General features: G+C 62.1%; 20 protein-coding genes. 15 read left to right on the forward strand and 5 right to left on the reverse strand.

Translation table 11 applies throughout. The features are described from left to right. Positions 1–290: 290 nt before the first annotated feature. Positions 291–2498, reverse strand: a complete 2208-nt coding sequence (locus EY713_RS07760) for a glycosyltransferase family 4 protein (RefSeq protein ID WP_131114284.1) — start codon at positions 2496–2498, stop codon at positions 291–293. 345 nt (positions 2499–2843) lie between these two features. On the opposite strand from EY713_RS07760, the gene EY713_RS07765 reads away from it, so the two are divergent. Further along, entirely contained in the window at positions 2844–4046 is a 1203-nt protein-coding gene (locus EY713_RS07765; RefSeq protein WP_131114285.1) for a PBSX family phage terminase large subunit, read from the forward strand. A gap of 71 nt (positions 4047–4117) precedes the next feature. Beyond that, the gene (locus EY713_RS07770; RefSeq protein ID WP_131114286.1) at positions 4118–5503 is read left to right on the forward strand and encodes a DUF1073 domain-containing protein; all 1386 of its coding nucleotides are present in this window, start codon (positions 4118–4120) and stop codon (positions 5501–5503) included. A gap of 105 nt (positions 5504–5608) precedes the next feature. Here EY713_RS07770 and EY713_RS07775 read toward each other — a convergent pair whose 3' ends face one another. The 4 genes from EY713_RS07775 to EY713_RS07790 are packed head-to-tail and all read right to left on the reverse strand — an operon-like array spanning position 5609 to position 9265. After that, positions 5609–6532 carry an efflux RND transporter periplasmic adaptor subunit gene (locus EY713_RS07775; RefSeq protein ID WP_131114287.1) on the reverse strand — a complete coding sequence of 308 codons (924 nt, stop codon included), beginning with the start codon at positions 6530–6532 and terminating at the stop codon, positions 5609–5611. Further along, on the reverse strand, positions 6532–6738 hold the full coding sequence (locus EY713_RS07780) for a DUF1656 domain-containing protein (RefSeq protein ID WP_131114288.1): 207 nt from the start codon (positions 6736–6738) through the stop codon (positions 6532–6534). Before EY713_RS07780 ends, EY713_RS07775 begins: the two co-directional genes overlap by 1 nt. After that, complete coding sequence (locus tag EY713_RS07785; RefSeq protein WP_131114289.1) at positions 6735–8816, reverse strand: FUSC family protein; 2082 nt, start codon at positions 8814–8816, stop codon at positions 6735–6737. Before EY713_RS07785 ends, EY713_RS07780 begins: the two co-directional genes overlap by 4 nt. Next, the gene (locus EY713_RS07790; RefSeq protein WP_227399448.1) at positions 8813–9265 is read right to left on the reverse strand and encodes a MarR family winged helix-turn-helix transcriptional regulator; all 453 of its coding nucleotides are present in this window, start codon (positions 9263–9265) and stop codon (positions 8813–8815) included. Before EY713_RS07790 ends, EY713_RS07785 begins: the two co-directional genes overlap by 4 nt. A 52-nt stretch (positions 9266–9317) precedes the next feature. On the opposite strand from EY713_RS07790, the gene EY713_RS07795 reads away from it, so the two are divergent. From EY713_RS07795 to EY713_RS07855, 13 genes are read left to right on the forward strand one after another with little or no spacing between them, the layout of a single operon-like run. Next, positions 9318–10394, forward strand: coding sequence for a DUF2213 domain-containing protein (locus tag EY713_RS07795; RefSeq protein ID WP_131114290.1), 1077 nt, complete (start codon positions 9318–9320; stop codon positions 10392–10394). Then, the gene (locus EY713_RS07800) at positions 10394–10849 is read left to right on the forward strand and encodes a structural cement protein Gp24 (protein WP_131114291.1); all 456 of its coding nucleotides are present in this window, start codon (positions 10394–10396) and stop codon (positions 10847–10849) included. The genes EY713_RS07795 and EY713_RS07800 overlap by 1 nt, the downstream gene beginning before the upstream one ends. 44 nt (positions 10850–10893) lie before the next feature. Continuing rightward, complete coding sequence (locus tag EY713_RS07805; protein WP_131114292.1) at positions 10894–11841, forward strand: DUF2184 domain-containing protein; 948 nt, start codon at positions 10894–10896, stop codon at positions 11839–11841. Between the two features lie 4 nt (positions 11842–11845). Further along, the gene (locus EY713_RS07810) at positions 11846–12127 is read left to right on the forward strand and encodes a hypothetical protein (RefSeq protein WP_131114293.1); all 282 of its coding nucleotides are present in this window, start codon (positions 11846–11848) and stop codon (positions 12125–12127) included. A 21-nt stretch (positions 12128–12148) separates the two neighbouring features. Continuing rightward, positions 12149–12529 carry a DUF4054 domain-containing protein gene (locus tag EY713_RS07815; RefSeq protein WP_131114294.1) on the forward strand — a complete coding sequence of 127 codons (381 nt, stop codon included), beginning with the start codon at positions 12149–12151 and terminating at the stop codon, positions 12527–12529. Between the two features lie 10 nt (positions 12530–12539). Further along, on the forward strand, positions 12540–12890 hold the full coding sequence (locus EY713_RS07820) for a hypothetical protein (protein WP_131114295.1): 351 nt from the start codon (positions 12540–12542) through the stop codon (positions 12888–12890). Next, the gene (locus tag EY713_RS07825; RefSeq protein WP_131114296.1) at positions 12890–13255 is read left to right on the forward strand and encodes an HK97-gp10 family putative phage morphogenesis protein; all 366 of its coding nucleotides are present in this window, start codon (positions 12890–12892) and stop codon (positions 13253–13255) included. Before EY713_RS07820 ends, EY713_RS07825 begins: the two co-directional genes overlap by 1 nt. After that, positions 13252–13683 carry a DUF3168 domain-containing protein gene (locus tag EY713_RS07830; protein ID WP_131114297.1) on the forward strand — a complete coding sequence of 144 codons (432 nt, stop codon included), beginning with the start codon at positions 13252–13254 and terminating at the stop codon, positions 13681–13683. The genes EY713_RS07825 and EY713_RS07830 overlap by 4 nt, the downstream gene beginning before the upstream one ends. Before the next feature lie 34 nt (positions 13684–13717). Then, positions 13718–14140, forward strand: coding sequence for a phage tail tube protein (locus EY713_RS07835; RefSeq protein ID WP_131114298.1), 423 nt, complete (start codon positions 13718–13720; stop codon positions 14138–14140). After that, positions 14137–14571, forward strand: coding sequence for a hypothetical protein (locus tag EY713_RS07840; protein ID WP_131114299.1), 435 nt, complete (start codon positions 14137–14139; stop codon positions 14569–14571). The genes EY713_RS07835 and EY713_RS07840 overlap by 4 nt, the downstream gene beginning before the upstream one ends. Further along, positions 14568–14759 (forward strand): hypothetical protein, encoded by a 192-nt coding sequence (locus tag EY713_RS07845; protein ID WP_131114300.1) that lies wholly within the window; start codon positions 14568–14570, stop codon positions 14757–14759. Before EY713_RS07840 ends, EY713_RS07845 begins: the two co-directional genes overlap by 4 nt. Further along, a complete protein-coding gene (locus EY713_RS07850) occupies positions 14752–15744 on the forward strand; it encodes a hypothetical protein (RefSeq protein WP_131114301.1) in 993 nt (330 codons plus the stop codon). The genes EY713_RS07845 and EY713_RS07850 overlap by 8 nt, the downstream gene beginning before the upstream one ends. Beyond that, positions 15744–16376, forward strand: a complete 633-nt coding sequence (locus tag EY713_RS07855; protein ID WP_131119439.1) for a DUF2460 domain-containing protein — start codon at positions 15744–15746, stop codon at positions 16374–16376. The genes EY713_RS07850 and EY713_RS07855 overlap by 1 nt, the downstream gene beginning before the upstream one ends.

Here is a 16376-nt window from a genome sequence, read left to right on the forward strand (position 1 = left end):
CAGTCGAAAGGTCCTTGCGTTCCTCCTGCCACCGATCCGCTTCATGATCCAAAAGCTATGCGAGAAAAGACATTATCCCTGCGGACTCTCCAGAATCGCGATAGACGGACCGGGTCAAACAGACGTTTATGCGGACACTCATCATCCGGTGCATTCACGAGCTTTATCGCGACACCGTCGAGCCCGTTCTCCAACGCGCCAAGCTTATCCGGCTATCGAGACAACCGCGAGCTTACGTCGCCCTCTAGCCGGTTCCGGTCGAGCTTACCACACTCGGTGTGGCCCTGCACTTAGGTTTTTGTCAAAGAGGGAGATGCACTGACCGCGTGAAAAGAGAATGGCGCCTCGTCGAGGAAGGAAGCGAGCATACTATGTCTCGTGGAACCCGACCCTGCTTCGCAGTATGTTAGCGATCGTATCCCAATGTAAAACTCACGCCCATCGTCGTCGATGTGCGGAGTTGGGTTGATAACACTGATCCGTACAGACGCTTGGCCTACTTCGTTAACGGGCACGTTGACGGTTGCGACGAGCGGCACACCAGCACGATCCATATAGATCGCAGCTGATTGCTTGAGCGTGAAATCGTCGACTTCAAGTGGCGAAATGGCAAAGCGGCCTCTCCTGTTCCATGACGGGATGACGAGCTCCACTGCGACGGTGACAACGGAACCAGGCTCAAAAGTTGTCGGAATTTCAATCACGCCTGACGTGCCACGCATCCAAACTTGGTGTCGCTCCTGTTCGTAGAAATCAGCGTGCAGGAGAAATCGGATAGGGTATTGAAGCAGGTTACCAAGATCTGTGATCAAGAAGTCAGGCTTGAGCAAGCTATAGTTTCTGCCGGGTAGAACCTGAAATGGCTTGCGGCTGGCGGATGGCGTCGAATGGGCCAGTTTTATCAATTGAACGAATCTGTCCCCCACTTCGGCCCAGGTCCGCGGTTTAAAAAATTCAGCGATCGCTCGCTCGCGGGCCTTGCGATAAGACGGCACTGTTACCATCCTTTCGACGACGGCAATACCGTCGCGTATGTTCAACGGATCAACATAATCTACGAGGTCGCCACCAACTTCCGGGATTGAACAGTTGTTCGACGCGACACATGGCTTACCGAACACGAGGCTTTCGCCGACAGGCAACCCCCAGCCCTCTACCAGACTCGTAAAAACGGTAAAGTCGGCATTGCGATATAGGTGCGCCAAATCTCCGTCACCTACGTCATGCATGAAGTGGACGCGTCCGTCGAGATTGTGAGTGCCATCTAGGAAACTACGAAGTCCTTCGATTCGCCAGCCCTCTCTCCCGAGAAAGATGAGGTCAGGCATATTAATATTGCGCCGTATTAGTTCCTGCCAAACATTAAGAATATATAGATGGTTCTTTCGTCCCTCAATTGTTGAGACGTAAAGTACATAATGTCTATCTTGGATTTTTGCTGTCAACGTTCGCAAAAAAAAGTCGCTTGCTTTCTGGCTAGCATCCGGAATCGTCAAGAAATGAGCAAGAGGAATGCTAGTTATCGGAATGGGACGTAAATGATAAGTTTCTATAAATTCGGCAAGAACTCGAGCGACATAGTCAGATATCGTCGCAAAAAAGTCAACGAACTGAATCATTGCAGTAAATGATCTAGCAAACATCTCAACGAGAGAAGGGGCGCAAAATTCGGGGTGAGATATTGGAATCAGGTCGTAGATATAAACCCCAATCTTTACACCGGACATATTTAAAGCGCCAAACGTATTGGCCGCTTGTTCTATAATCCAGAAAGCACCGGGAATAAAGACAATGTCATCTCGTTTGAAACGTGCGCGACGACTATGCTCCTTCGTGTTTTTAAGGAGGTGATCTAAGTTCGTGCGTTTCAATTCATTTCCTGATGCGACGTATTGGACTAAGTCTTTTACACTTGCGGTCGACATCTCCCAGAAAGTGACAGAAGCATGCGAGTGATCGTCGGACGTCACTAAATACTGGAATTCGTCCTCATTATTCAACAACAGGTTAGATATAATGCCTACCTGAGTGCGCTGGATCCCTGACAAAGTAACATGTGCTGTCAAAAACTTAAATAGGTCGTCGAGGAGCAGAAAGGTGGTCACGGCGCGATCTGGCTCGGGCAGCGGTGATGCCTTAGCTCCGAGAGAAAGTGCGTAGTCGTAACCCTCGCGCCCTCCGCTCAGCTCGTGGTTTCGTTCAAACGCGGTCATTGCATCGAAATCTTGACCATCGCGCAGCAACGCATGTGCAAGGTGAAGCCACACCTCTGCATCGTCCGGTAGCAAATCAACAGCTCGCCGATATGCAATTGCCGCCTGGGCGTAATGACCTTGTTCTTTGACGGTATGCCCTAACTGAACCCAGATCGCTGCATCTTGTGGTTTAAGGTCCAGATGTTGCCTGTAGCTCCTTTCGGCCGCGTACCAATCTCGTCGATCGCGTGCGGCGTCTCCAGCGCTTCGATGAGCCGTGTTTGCCCGCAATCCTTTGAACATACCGAACCCTGCTATCGATTGAAAAACTCCTGTAGCCTTCGCGCTGCGTCCTTGTCACGTTGATTTTAGCGAAGCCGTGCGAACCAATTGCTCAGGTTGATGGGCTTGATCGTCACGTTCGACGCTTCGACAGCCAGAACTATGTGACGTGCGCTGACCATACTTGTCTGTCGAGGAGCCGCTTGGATATGAAATATTCCGGACCAATTCATGAAGCGATAAGTCGCTGCGTTATAAGCCGGTTTGGATCGCGCTGAGTTGGTCGACGGCGGACTTCCTTAAAAAGCGGGTTCTACTGACGCCTTTCGCGTCGCGAGCCCCACGAATCGGATCGTCCGATCATGATTGTGCCTGATCCTCGACGCTGCGGCTGGCTATCAGGCTCGCGCGGATGGCAACGAAACCGTTGGTATCGATTGTTCGGGACGCGTGTCAGGGGATATCGCAAAGTCAAACCAGCATCTCGCCGCCCTGGTGTTGCTCTCGGCTCAGAAACCTCTCCGCATTCTCGCTGCGCGCGAGACCCAACAATCGATCCGGGAATCGTCCAAGCGCTTGCTCGACGACCGCATTCAGGCCTTGGGGCTGACGACCCGCTTCACCTCGACCGAAACGGAGATCAAAGCGTCCAACGGCTCACGGTTTCTCTTCGCGGGCCTCGGCCACAACCCTGATCAGATCAAATCCATGGAAGGTATCGACATTGCCTGGATCGAGGAGGCCGACACTATTTCGCAGCGCTCGCTCGACATCCTGGTGCCGACGATCCGCAAACCCAACTCGGAATTATGGTTCTCCTGGAACCCCCGGCACGCGAGCGACCCGGTCGATCATCTGTTTCGCAGCAGCCCAGCCCGGGACGACGCGCTCGTGCGGCCCGTCTCATTTGCCGACAACCCCTGGTTCCCCGAGGTGCTCGAGGTCGAGCGGCGATGGGACCAGAAACGCGATCCCGACACATACAGGCATATCTGGGAGGGGGCGTACCGACGCCATTCGGAAGCCCGCGTGTTCAGCAATTGGCGGATCGACCGGCTGGAGATGCCGGCCGGCGCGCGGCCCTATTTCGGGGCCGATTGGGGGTTTTCCAACGACCCGACCGTTTTGGTGCGCGCCACGCTTCTGGAGCGATTGCTCTATATCGATCGCGAAGCCTACCGGATCGGCTGCCCGATCGACGAGACCGCAGCGCTGTTCGCCACCATTGAGGGCGCGGCCGGCCCAGAGCCCTGGCCCATCACGGCGGACAGTTCCCGGCCAGAGATGATCGCGCATCTGCGGGCCAAGGGCTTTCGCATCAAACCCGCCCGCAAGGGTAAGGGCTCGGTGGAGGAGGGGGTCGCGTTTCTGCGCTCGCTCGACATCGTCGTGCATCCGGATTGTCGGCACACGATCGATGAACTGACCCTCTATTCCTACGCGGTCGACCGACACACCGGGGAGATCCTGCCGGCGCTCGCAGACCGGCAGAACCACATCATCGACGCCCTGCGCTATGCGCTCGAAGGCGTTCGTCGCGCCGATTATCAGCTCCTCAAGCTGCTCTGAGAGGCTGCAGCCGGTCACCCGAGGGCAGCCGACGGCGTCCCGACCCTCCTCTGTCCAGCAACGGAACCCGCATGGCCCGGAAAACCAACACACGCCGCCTTGCCGCGACCGACAGTCTGTCGAATTTCGCCGCCTCGCTGAACGGCGGCAAGGACAAGGCCGCCCAAGACAGCTTCTTCGTGGCCGACATCGCCCGCGACCAGATCGAAGCGATGTATCGCGGCGATTGGTTGGCCCGCAAGATCGTCGACATCGTGCCCTACGACAGCGTTCGCGAATGGCGCGAATGGGCCGGCGATCGCGCCGCCATCGCGGCCATCGAGCGGACCGAGCGGCGGCTGAACCTGCGGCGCGCGATCCAGCGCGCCATGATCCTCGGCCGGCTCTATGGCGGCGGCGCGCTGATCATCGGCACCGGCGAGGATGATCCGGCCGCACTGACGACACCACTCTATCCGGAGGCGATCGGGCCGGGGGATCTACGCTTCGTTCATGTGGTGAGCCGCTGGCAACTCGGCGTCGCGGAGATCAACCAGGACCCGCTCGACCCGTTCTATGGCGAGCCTGAGAGCTACATGCTGACGGCGCCGGAGCGTGGCGCGTTGAACCTGCATCCCTCCCGCGTAATCCGATTTTTAGGCAATCCGCTGCCCGATCCGCTGACGTATGGGACGCAGCTATGGTCCGATAGTGTGTTGCAGACGCTCTACGACGCGGTGCATGCCGTGGCCGTGACGACGACGGGTGCCACGAGCCTCGTGCATGAGGCGAAGGTCGACATCGTGACGGTGCCGAACCTGTCGGAGCATCTCAGCAACGCGGCGACGACGGCGCAATTGTCGGCCCGCTTTTCCTATGCGGCGACGATGAAGTCGATCAACAACCTGTTGCTGCTGGGCGATGGGGAGACTTGGGCGCGGCAGACGATCGATTTCGGCGGCCTGCCCGAGATGGTGCGGACGTTTCTGCAGATCGCGGCGGGAGCCGCCGATATTCCGGTGACGCGGCTTTTGGGTCAGTCGCCAGCTGGGCTGTCGGCGACGGGCGACAGCGACACGCGCAATTACTACGACATGATCTCGGCCCGGCAGGAACTCGATCTGCGGCCGCAATTGGAGCGGTTGGATGCCGTGCTGCTCCGCTCGGCCGGGGTGGACCCGGAGGCGCTGACTTTCGAGTTCCGGCCGCTGTGGCAGCTCGATGCCTCCGCCAAGGCGGCGGTGGCACTGAGCAAGGCGCAGACCACGGCGGTCTATGCCGGGCTGAGACTGTGGCCCGCCGCAACCACGGCCGCGCTGGTGCGCTCGCAGTTGCTGGAGGATGGACCCTATCCGGATGCGGATGCGATCTTCGCGGCGAACAGCGCGACGCCGCCGGCAGAAGGGCTGGCGGCAGAAGGGCTGTCGGAGGTTGTGGATGTGGACGCTGGCGAGCCGCGCGATCTGGATGAGACGTGAGCGGGAGGCGGTGGCGCTATCGAGGCCCGAACGACCCGGCTAGCCGAAAGCGGCTGGATGCGGTGTCGCTCTGCCTGTGTCGCCGGCAACTTGTGGTCGCGGTCGTCACTCCGCCCGGCCGGTCAGAAAGCTCGGTAGCCAAGCCAGCTCTGGCTGGGGCTGGCCGGGGTTGACCACCACGGTCGCGGTGCGGCCAGCCAGCAGCTGCACGTCGGGGGGCACATCGTCAAGCTTGACCCGAACCGGAACCCGCTGCGCTAGGCGCACCCAGGTAAAACTCGGGTTGACGTTGGCCAGCAGATTGGAGCCGGAACTGCGCTCGCGGTCCTCGATGCCCCCGGCAATACTTTCGACATGCCCTGTCAGGCGCGTCGCTTCTCCAAGGATCCGCACCGACACCGGGTCGCCAACGCGGATCATCGGCAGCTTGGTTTCCTCGAAATAGCCTTCGACATGCAGCGTATCCTTGTCGACCAGTGCCATCACGCCCTTGCCGGCCGAAACATATTCTCCGGGTTGCAGGTCCATATTGGTGATGGTGCCGGGCACTGAAGCTTTGACGTCGGAACGATCGAGGTTGAGCTTGGCAATATTTCGATCTGCGATCGCCTGTTGGTAAGAGGCGACAGCTTGTTGTTGGGTCGCGGAGGATTGTTCGAGCTTTTCGCGCGACACGACGTTGTCGCTCAATTGCTTGTAGCGCCCGAGATCGGCCGTCGCGATATCCAGCGCGGCCTTACGGCCCGCCACCACCGCGTCGGCTTGGTCGAGCGCCAGAGAGAAACGCTGCCGATCGATGCGGAAGAGGATGTCGCCCTTCTGAACGGCTTGATTATCCTTGACCAGCACATCCGTCACGAGGCCCGACACATCCGGTGCGATCGCCACGATGTCGGCCCGCACGCGCCCATCGCGGGTCCATGGCGCATCCATGTAGTAGACCCACAAATGCCAGCCGACGACGACGGCCGCGACGACCGCCACCATGGTGACGAGAAAGCGCCCGAGAACGGAAACGAAGGCGGACATCAGGCGACCCTCTGCGCGGCGGCCACGATGCCGCCGAGGATGAGAACCAGCAACGCGGTATCGAACAAAGCGCGGTGCCAGACAAGACGATAGAAGCCGATGGCCGAAAGCAGCCAGCGGAGCGGGAGGCTGACGAGAAACGCCAGGACGATCCAGACCAGAAGGTCGGGCAGGAAGACGCCGTAGAGATCGATCTCGTGGATCATGCCGCAAGACGCTCCGAAGCAGGGTCGTCGGGCAGCAAGGCCCGATAGGGTGGAGCATCGGGGAACAGGCCTCGCCTGACCCCTACTGCGCCGAGCAGCGCGTCGCGACGACCAGGGCCGTCATCGACGCTCATGAGGATCGTCAAGACATGATCCACACAGGCCAAAAGCGTCGGGGCAGGCGGCTTGCGCCGACCCTCATAGTGATGAGCCAGACCATCGAGCAGCCTGTCGATTGCTAAAATAGCCTCCTGCGGCAGGCCGTGCCGCGCCCGACGGAGATCGATCACGTTGAGACCGATGCGGACGCCGCCCAACAGATCGATGGTTTTAAGGGTTGTGTCCGGTTCCAGCGACGCCAGTTTGGGCGAGATCAGCCCGATGCGGTCGAGCATCAACGCGATGAAGCGGTTGCGGTCGTGACGGCCGCGGTGTCGCGCCGCGCGGACGATGGTCCGGCGGGCCGAGGCAATCAATCGCCAGATCGCCCATTCGGCCCCGACGGACCGCATCAACCGCATGACGATGGCGCCGATATACATGCCGATCAACAACGCAAGGTTTGGATTGACGTAAGCGGCGAAATCGGACGACCCGAGATTGCTCTGAAGGGCCAGAACCGCCGCTCCATTGGCCGCGAGCGCGAGGCCGATGCCCATGGTGGCCGGTCGCGCGATCAAGGCTCCGATGACGAGGAACGTCGGGGCCAGCACCAGAACCAACATTTCGAAGTCATGTACGGTTGGCAGGATCGCGAATTGATAAACCGCCATGATCAGCACCGCGACGCCGCTCCAATTGGCAAATTGCAGGATCGCGGGCACGGGATCGTCACGCGAGGCGAAGAAGCAACAGGCGACGGCGGCCAGCATCGGGGCGGCCGACCCGTCAGGCCAGCCGGTTCCGATCCACAGAGCCGAACAGAGGATGATGGCTACCATCACGGCAAGACACGACAGCAGCGCCATCGCATGATCGCGGTGCTGGACCGCGACCGTCGTGGTGCCCGGATCGAAGGCCAGCGGGCCCGGAAGGCTCGCTTGTCCGGAGCGAATGGCTCGCCGCAGCATCCGCGTGTCGCTGGCGATATCGACGAACTCGCGCAGGCGGATCAGCAGGCTTTCGCCCAAAATGTCAGACCAGTCGGCGCTTTTCGTCAGACGCGGGCTCGCTGCGGCGATCATGCGTCGAAGCCGATCGGCCTCTTCCATTTCACGCGCTGCATCGGTCTTGTCGGGCGAGAGGTCGCCGGGCTGAATCCAGCCCATTACCGCGTCGATCAGCGGAACGAACTGAGGCGGTGTCCCGCCATCGAGAGCACGGAGCGCGGACATGCGATCGCCGATCGACGAGAGAACCGGCAGCACCATCAGCATCCGAAGTCGGAGCGCGCGCATATGGCCCCGGAGATCGCTGAGGCGTGAGATATCGTAAGCCAGATGGGTCGACAGCATGTCGATTTCGGCGGCATCGCCGGCCAATCGGATCAATTCACCTCGCGTCCGCTCCCCCGCATCCGGCCCGCTCAGAATATCGCGCGTCAGCCGGGCCGCATGACCGAGCCAAATATTGGCACGTCCGGCAACGACTTCACCGACCGACATCGGCCAGAATAGCCCTGCGACCACGCTGGCGCAGACGATACCGACGGTGATCTCCTCGACGCGGGCAACGGCCGTGTCGAAGATCGTGGCTGGATCGAGAACGGTCGGAAATCCGATCAGCGCCGCCGTATAGCCCGCCAACATGAACACATAGGAGCGCGGCGACCGATCGAGCAACGATGCGTAAAGGCAGACCGCAACCCACAGCGCCAAGACAAACACGAGCAGCTCGGGCGCATTGACGAGGTTGGGCACGACCGCGACGGCTGCGGCCGCTCCGATCATGGTGCCGACCACCCGATAAGCCGCCTTGGAACGCGTCGAACCCGACAAGGGCTGCGAGCAGATATAGACGGTCGCCATCGCCCAGTAGGGACGCGGTAACGACATGGCGACCGCAAGATAGATGGCCGCCATGGCGGCCACGAAGGTCTTGATCGAGTAGAGCCATTCGCGGCCTGTCGGGAGCATCATGGCGTCGACGTCATCTGCGACGCCCGCTCGAGCGCCGCGAAGACACGAAGACTAGCGGCGATATCCTCGGGGCTGACCTCGGCGAAAATGCGGGCCCGTGTGGCGTTCAACCGCTCTTCGAGCTTGGCCGTCAGCGTGATGCCACGGTCCGTCAGATGCAATGTCTTGGCACGCTTATCGGTGCTGTCTTCCTGGCGTCTGACCAGATCGGCAGCGCAGAGCTGGTCGAGCAGGCGGACGAGCGATGGCCCCTCGATGCCGATGTGCTCCGCCAAGGCGGCCTGCCGCATGCCGTCGCCAAGGCGGCTGATGAAGAGCAACGGATAAGCCGTCGCTTCCGAGAGATCGAATTCGTTCGAGGTCGCGTCGGCAAGCTGCCGCCACGTTCGGGACGACCGAAGAAGGCCCAGGCAATAGCGCTGCAACAGCGATGTGGTGGTGCGGGGCACGGTTCGATCTCAAGACATCGGATGCTTGCCTAAATAGTAGGAGCCTATCGAAATGGCAACATCCATTTTGGCTGCCCGATCCCCGACAGGAGAGATGATGTTGATTCGCGATACAGCGGCCGCAACCTCGAGCGAGGTGACGCCGGAAGGATTCCTTCGGGTTCGAGCACGCATCGGACGAGCCGGCATCCAGGATTACCGCGCCGCCGAAATCGGCTCGCCCGACGGCTTCGAGCCCGGCGATCTCGTGCGTGTGTATCGATCGCCCGAGGAGGTCTTTCATCCCGACAGCCTGCGCAGCTTCGCCGGCAAACCGATCACCGATGACCACCCGCCCGCGATGGTGGATGCCGCGAACTGGAAACGCTACGCCATCGGCCACGCCGGACACGAGGTGACCCAGGATGGCGAGCATCTGGCGGCCGACCTGCTGATCGCCGATGCGGCTGGCGCAAAGCGCGCTCAGGCCGGCGCCGAACTCTCGACCGGGTATTTTGCCGACGTCATCTTCGGTCAAGGCGTGACGCCCGAGGGCGAGCCCTACGATGCCGTCCAGCGCAACATTCGAGGCAACCACATCGCCCTCGTCAAGGCCGGGCGCTGCGGCGAGACCTGCAGGGTCGGCGATACCGCCATCGCCGATTGTCGCTGCGGCGGCGTCGATACCGACTCCAGCATGGTGGATGAACTTCACCGCCGTCTCGCCGATCGAGACGCCTTGCAAAGCGAGGCGCTGGCGGCCGCCGACGATCGTCTCGCGGCAGCGCGCGCCCAGATCCTCGACGACGCGGCGATCGACGCTCTCGTGGCCGAACGCACGACCGTGATCGACGTCGCCAAACGGGTGCTCGGGACTTCCCTTGCAACCACCGGGATCAGCGTTGCGGATCTTCGCCGACAGGTCGTGGCGCGGGTGCTCGGTCCCGAGCGGGTGCGCGATCGGGCCGACCCCTACGTGGTCGCCGCCTTCGAGACGCTTGTGGCCGCACGAACGATGTCCAACCCGCTCGCGGCGCATCTCGCCAGCGGGATCAGGGACGCGGCCCAGACGCGCGAGACCGCTCTCGCGGCCCGCAACCGATACCTCAGCAGCGCCTGGAAGGGCGACGTCAATCAAGGAGATTTGTGATGCCGGCAGTCCAGACCGCTTATCCCAACGCGCAGGCGCCCGCCTATCTCGGCATGGTGGCCAATGGCGAGTGGGTCACCAATGTGATCTCCCGTATCGTCGATCCGGCGAGCGCGACGCCCATCAACTTCGGTGACGTCGTCCTGCAAGGCGCCTCCGAACAACTCGTCGTCTCGGCCAACGGCGCGACCGGCGCCTTTCGGGGGCTTGCCTTGCGTAACCCGACGCTGCCGCCCGGCAACAGCGACCAGTATCTCGCGACCAATTCCATCGCGGTTCTGACCAAGGGTGTCATCTGGGTCAATGCGGCCGTCGCCGTCACCCCGGGCCAGCCGGCCTTCGTCACCGCGGCAGGTCTGCTGACCAATGTCTCGACCAGCAACACGGCTCTCGTCGGCGCCCTCTGGGACAGCGGAACCACGGGGAGCGGATTGGCGAAGCTTCGCCTGACCTGAGCCGACCTTTCGTCCCGATTTTCACACCCTTCAGGAGATCAACAATGCTACGCGCAAGCGCAGTCTTCGACGCTCAGGCGGCTCTCGGCTTTCTCGTCTCGCAAGTCACCTCGATCGAGCAGAACGTCTATGCGATCCGATATGGCGACATCCAATATCCGAACCTCGTTCCGGTCGATACCTCGGCCTATCCCTGGGCCCGGACCGTCACCTATTTCACATCCGATCACGCCGGACAGGCCGATTGGATGGACGGCAACGCCAGCGACATGCCTTTCGCCGACGTCGCCCGCACCAAATTCGAGACAACCGTGGAATCGGCCAAGATCGGCTATCGCTTCTCGCTCGAAGAGGTCAACGAGGCGATGCTCATTCCGGGCATGACCTTGTCGGCCGACAAGGCCGCCGCGGCCCGGCGAGCCGGCGAGGAACTGGTCGAGCGGGTCGTCATTTCGGGGGACAGCCGCAAGGGATTTTTGGGCCTCGTCAACCAGACATCGGTGCCGCAGGTCGCGGTCGCCAACGGCGCGGGTGGCTCGTCGCTCTGGACCAACAAGCAGCCGATCGAGATTCTGGCCGATATCAACAATGCCCTCGTCGGAGCCTGGTCGACGAGCGCCCAGGTCGAATTGCACGACACCGTGCTGCTGCCGGTCGCCCATTATGGGCTGATCGCCTCGACGCCCCGGTCGGCGACGTCGGATGCGACCATCATCACCTATCTCCAGGCCAACAATATCTACACCTCGACCACCGGCCGGCCCCTCACGATCCGCACCTTGCGACAGCTGGCGGGGGCGGGTGCCGGCGGAAGCAATCGCATGATCACGTATCGGCGCGACCCGCAGGTGCTGAAATTCCACATGCCGATGCCCCATCAGTTCTTCCCGCCGCAGCAACGCATGCTCGAATTCATCGTCCCGGGCATGATGCGGCTCGGCGGCCTCGATGTGCGCCTGCCGAAGGGCGTCTCCTACAACGATGGGATCTAGCCGCATGCTGGCCTCCGTCACCAACAAGGCCAAAAGCCTGCGTGGCTTCCACACGCTCGATCGCGGATCTGTACCGATCGAGCCGGGCGCCCATGCTCTGCTCGATCTTGCCGATCATCCGCTGCACCGGGCGTGGGCGGACGCGGGCGAGATCTCGATCATGCCGCTGTCCGACAAGGACGCGAAAGCCGTTCGGAAAAAACTCGATGCCGACGCCGACGCGCTGGACCGGTCCAGGGTTGTGGCTCTCTCAGCGCTGCCGGGTGCCTTTGCGGCCGGATCATAAACCCTGAACCAAAGGCTCACCATGTCGCTCACTCCTCCTATGGCCGCCGATCTGGTGAGCCGCTTTCCCGCCTTTGCGACCGTCCCGACCGTCACGCTCACGGCGCGCTTGGCCGAGGCATCGACACGCGTTGATCAGACGTGGACCAGCGGCGAGGACGGGCTCGCAATTCTGCTCTATGCGGCACATCTGCTGACGCTCGACGGATTTGGAGGCGGCGCCGAAGCGTCTCTCGCGGCTGCGGGCGCTCTCGGTTTCACGAGCTTCCGATCCGGGCAGTTCAGCCTTGAGCGCCGCGGATCCGAGCGGACGACGCAAGTCTCCGACCTGTCGGAGACCATCTACGGACGCCGGTTTCTGGCGCTGCTCCGTGTCAATCAACCCGCCGTTCTGGTGCCTTGAGAGGAGCCACATGACTCTGCTGACCGGCGGCCTCGCGGCCGTCTTCGGTGCCGCGTTCGGCGCGATCTTTGCCGATGGCGTGCTCCATCAATCGACCGAAACCGCGACCGGTACGGGGGGCTTTACGGTCTCCTGGTCCGATAGCCCGATCAAACTCTGTCTCGATGCCGTCGATCAGGTGACGCGTGGGGCTGCCGGCTTGCCGTCCAAGGTCGTCAAGCTCACGGTGTTGCAGGCAAGCGCCCCAGGCGGGATTGGCCTCGACGATCAGATCAGTCTCGCGGGGCTCACTTACCGTGTGGTCAATGTGGACACGGACCCGGCCGCCGTCGGCTTCGTGCTGCTTGCGGTGCCGATCTGATGAGTTGGGAGATCGAATTGCTGAAACGCCGCCTTGCGGCGGCTCAGCAGCGTGCACGGACGAACGTTTCGGCCGCACTCGAGACCGTCGCACAGGACATGATTGACCTCGCTCGCCAGTCGCTGTCTGGAACCACCTCGCCGAGCGACGCGGGAGTCTCCGAGACGCTGGGCTGGCGCTCCGATCCAGCCGATCCATCGGTCGTGGTCACGGCGACGAGCCCCGCAGCCGTGTTCCTGGAATACGGAACGATGCAGCGCGCCGCCAAGCCGTTCTTTCGGCCTGCCGCCGAGGCCGCGTCCGAGGCGGCTCAACAGCCACTCGCCGCCGCATTCGCCCGTTCGGTCTCTGGAGAGGGCTCATGATCGCAAGCGACCGACAGCAAGCAACGGTCGACGCCATCCTGCAGGCTCTGACGGGTGATCAAGCTCTCGCGGCCCTCGTCGGCCAGCGGATCTTTGACGCGCCGCCCGGCCGCGCCGTGACGCCAGAGATCACGATCAAGCTGGTGACCGCCATGGACCAGTCCAGCGCCGACACGGATGCTCAGCGCTTGGTCTTCGATCTCGACATTTGGGATCGCTATGCGCTCGGCACCGACCTATCCCGACCCCGGATCATCATGGGGCATATCCGCCGCATTCTGCACCTTCGCGCGCTGACGCTCGTCGGCGCCAACCTCGTCGTCCTGCGCTGCATCAACGCGCAAGGACCGTTCCGCGACCCAGACAATGTTGCGCTGCACGGCATCGTGACGGTCTCGGCCTTGGCCGGCCACGAAACCTCGTCCTGACGGTCACCACTTCTTCTCCAAAAGGAACGCCATCATGTCCGCTTCACCCGGCAAAAGCCTCCTGCTGCGCGTCAATACCGCCGGCTCCACCTTCGTGACCGCAGGCGGTCTGCGGACCAAGCAAATCAAGCGATCGGTCGGCAAAGTCGATGTCACGAACGCCGACTCGGCGGGTCGCTGGCAGGAACTGCTGCCCGGCGCGGCCGTGCAATCTTTGGCTTTTTCGGCCAGCGACTTCGTGTGGCTGAACGATGCGGCCTATCAGGCCTTCCGGACCGCCTTCGACAGCGGCGTGATGCTGGTCTGCCAGATCGTCTATCCAGGGGCTGGCTATTACCAGGGCAATTTCGTCATCACGCAGCTCGACGAACAAGCGCCCTTCGACAAGGAAATCACATCCTCCCTGACGATCGAAAGCTCGCAAACTCCCGTATGGTCGGCCGGAGCACCAGCATGATCCGGGCCGCCTCCTCCTCCCGTCCCGATCGCCGGGGCCTGATCAACCCACTCAGCGGCGAGTTCCAGACGTCGATCGACGGCACTATGTGTCGCTTCGACACGCGGCTCGCAACCATCGCGGCGATCGAAACCGCATGCGGCGACCGCGCCATCGTCGAGGTGCTGAACGGGGTCATTCTCGGGCGCCGTGCCAAGGATCAGATCGCCGTCATCGCGGCCGCGCTCGCAGCCGTCGAGCCGGGCCGTGACGACGCAGAGGAGCGTGCCGCACGTGCCACGGTGAATGAAGCGGAGGCGTTCGTCCTGGCGCTGGTTTTCGCGCTCGGCTTTTCGATCGCGTCGTCGCAAGCGGAGGCGCGTGCGGATGGCCGCCCTTTGGACGGGCCGAGCGCTGGCGCCAATGGCGAGAGTTCGCGCTCGGCTGCTTGAAGTGGCGTGAGGCGGACTTCTGGGCCTGTTCCTGGATCGGTTTCACCGACGCCTGGAACGGGCATCACCGCTTCGTTCTCGGGCTCGATCCGGACCAGCAGCCGGTCGGCGCCACCGAAGCGAGGCGCCTCGAGCAGCGCCTGAGACAATGGCAGCAGACCGGCATCTGGGAGGACCACCATGTCTGAGACCGCAGGCGAACTCACGTTCAAATTCGGCGCCGACTTCTCTGGCTTCTCGCGGGCGACCGACAGCGCGGGGCATCAACTCGACGTTTTGGCGAAAGCGACAGGCCGTCTTCAGAGTGCTGCGGCCTCGCCGCTTCGACAGGCGATGCCCCTCGGCCTGATGCCCACTCTGGCGACGGGAGCTCGAGCGATAGCGCCTTCTGCCACCGACAGCGACGACACGGCGAGCGACAAAGAGCTTAGCCGTCTTGCGGACCAGCTTGCGCTGCTCAAGACGACGGGCGCAGCGCATGACGCGATAGCGCTCAAAATGAAAACCGAAGTCGAGCAAGCCAAGCTTGGGGCAGACGCGACCGGGGGACAAAAGCAAGCCGTGGCGGCTCTCGTCGGCCAGATCGATGCGGCCAAGACGGCGCAAAGCTCTCTCAAGCGCGAGCAATCCGCCACGAACGAGGCCTGGAGTTATGGGGCCGATCAAGCCGAGCGCGCGATCGAAGGTGTGCTGCTTTATGGCGGACGATTGCAGGATGTCGGGCGATCACTGCTCACGAGCGTCTCGCGCCAGGGGCTTCAGGGCGCTTTGACGGGGTCGGGCTCGCTCGCGGGTTTGTTCGGTACCGTGGGGACGGGTGGACAGACTGGCGGCCTCTTCGGTGCGATCCAGTCATTGTTCGGAAGCGGCGTCGGCAACGCAAGCGGTTCGGGTCTGTCTGGATTCTCCGGTCTCTACGCGAACGGCGGCAGCATCGGCGCGGGCCAATGGGGAATCGCTGGAGAGAAGGGCGCCGAGGTCGTGGCCGGCCCCGCCACCATCGTGCCTTGGACCAAAATCCCGACCGCCCGGACCGCAAACGGTCCGGCGGCGTCGCATCAAACCATCAACTTCAATGTCTCGACCCCCGACGCGCCGTCCTTCGCGCGATCGGAAACCCAGATGGCATCGTTGCTGTCCCGCGCGGTCGGTCGTGGTCAACGGAACGCATGATGACGAGCTTCAACGAACGTCTATTTCCGACCGATGTCGCGCTCGGAGCCAAGGGTGGTCCCGAGCGACGGACCGATGTGGTCACGCTGCGCTCGGGCGGCGAGCAACGCAACGCGATCTGGGCGGAGTCAAAGCGCAAATATCAAGCGGGCTATGGGGTCAAATCCTTCGCTCAATTGGAAGCCGTCCTGGCCTTTTTCGAAGCGCAGCGCGGTCGCCTCTATGGTTTTCGCTGGCGGGACCGGTTCGACTTTCGATCTTGCGCGTCGCCGGCACTGCCGATGCCAACCGATCAGCCGGTCGGGATCGGCGATGGAGCCACCGCCGTGTGGCAATTGACAAAGACCTATGGGGCTGGAGCCACCCCTTACGTTCGTCAAATCCGAAAGCCGGTCGCCGGGTCTGTTGCGGTTGCGGTCGATGGACTTGCGGTTTCGGCAGTCTCCGTTGACGCCACAACCGGTCTCTTGACGTTCATGCCCGTATCCGTCCCGAAAAGCGGCGCCCTCATCACGGCGGGCTTCAGCTTTGATGTGCCGGTGCGTTTCGACACCGATTATCTCGAGGTCGACCTCTCGCATTTCGAGGCGGGTCAGATGCCCAACATCCCCATCGTCGAGATTAGGGTCTAG

Origin of the sequence: Lichenihabitans psoromatis, assembly GCF_004323635.1 — a bacterium.
Classification (GTDB): domain Bacteria; phylum Pseudomonadota; class Alphaproteobacteria; order Rhizobiales; family Beijerinckiaceae; genus Lichenihabitans; species Lichenihabitans psoromatis.